This is a genomic window from Streptomyces sp. SID3343, from assembly GCF_009865215.1.
In the GTDB taxonomy this organism is placed as follows: Bacteria; Actinomycetota; Actinomycetes; order Streptomycetales; family Streptomycetaceae; genus Embleya.
Genome location: NZ_WWJX01000587.1, coordinates 1 through 1,325 on the forward strand (window position 1 = coordinate 1; position 1,325 = coordinate 1,325).

The following is a 1,325-nucleotide window of genomic DNA, read 5'->3' on the forward strand; positions in this document are numbered from 1 at the left end:
AGCGCACGGCCGCGGCCGCCAGCAGCCGAGCGGGCGCGGCGCCGGTGGCGGCGACACCGCTCGCGTGCGCCTCGACCTCGGTGAGTCGGGCCAAAAAGCCTGGCAGGCCCGCGAGTTCGTCGTATTCGGCACGGCAGCGCGGGCAGGTCGCGACGTGTTCGCGGACCTGCCGGGCCTCGTCCTCGTCGAGCGCGCCGAGCACGAAGGCCCCCAGGTCCAGGCGGGCGACCGCGCAGCCGATCCGCGGCGACGACGTCGGGCGGCCCGACGGCCGCGGCGGGTCGACCGGGCCCGACGCGTCTCTCGGGGGACTCGGGGCGGCGCCGCGCGCCGCGGCCCTCTCGTCTCCGGTGTCCGTCACGGGACCAACCCCCTTTCCTCCAAAGCCACGCGCAGTGCTCGCAGCGCGTAATAGGTTCGCGATTTCACCGTGCCCTCGGGCACTCCCAGGACCTTGGCCGCGTCGGCCACCGAACTGCCCCGGTAGTACGTCTCCAGGAGCACCGCCCGGTGCTCGGGACTCAGCGCGGCCATCGCCTCGGCGACGTCCCACGCGAGCACGGCCCGGTCGAACTCGGCCTCGGCCGCCTCGTCGGGCACCGTCGCCAGAGCCGCGTCACCGGTCTCCGGTGGGCGGGCCTTGCGGGCCCGGCCGACGTCGATCGCCACGTTGCGGGCCACCGTGCACAGCCACGCGCGGACCGAACCGCGCGCCGGGTCGAGCGCTTCGGGGTGGCGCCACGCGCGCAGCAGCGTCTCCTGGACCACGTCCTCGGCCCGGGCCCGGTCTCCGCCGGTCAGCCGGAGCGCGAAACCCAGGAGCGGGCCGCCGTGTTCGAGGTACAGCGCCCGGATGACCGCCTCGTCGGCGGTCGATATCCGACTCGCCGAGTGCAGCGGATCGGGTGCCGATGGTCGGTCGTCCGCCCGGGCGGGCCGCGCGATGAACGCGCGGGCCGCCGCCGGGTCCGCCTCGGCGCTCAGCACGTCCGAACGATGCACCACACCCGCTTCACGGGCGGCGAGGCCCGGCGGTTCATCGAGAGCCCCGGGGCGGGACCGGCGGCGTATCCACGGCATGGGCGCATCTTCCCGTGTCGAGGGCACCGGCGCACAGCGAATCAGCCGATCATGACCCTGCCCAGCAGATATGCGGCCGGTGCCGCGAGAGCCAGGGGCAGTGCCACTCCGGCGGTGAAATGGACGAACCGGGACGGATGGTCGTAGCCGGCCACGCGATGTCCGAGCAGGCCGAGCGCCGCCGCACCCCCGCCGAGCAGGGCCGCGAGCGGCGCCTCGCCGCCGAGCGCGATGCCCGCGCCGGC

The 1,325-nt window shown here is 75.5% G+C and carries 2 protein-coding genes and 1 pseudogene; all 3 read right to left on the minus strand.

Going from position 1 to position 1,325, the window contains the following annotated elements; all coding sequences use genetic code 11:
• The coding region (locus GT354_RS18030; RefSeq protein ID WP_202512009.1) for a zf-HC2 domain-containing protein at window positions 1–361 on the minus strand (361 nt) is incomplete at its 3' end.
• The gene (locus GT354_RS18035; RefSeq protein WP_161357328.1) at window positions 358–1,005 is read right to left on the minus strand and encodes a sigma-70 family RNA polymerase sigma factor; all 648 of its coding nucleotides are present in this window, start codon (window positions 1,003–1,005) and stop codon (window positions 358–360) included. The genes GT354_RS18030 and GT354_RS18035, both read right to left, overlap by 4 nt.
• 116 nt (window positions 1,006–1,121) lie before the next feature.
• Window positions 1,122–1,325: pseudogene (locus GT354_RS18040) on the minus strand (hypothetical protein); the annotation flags it as partial.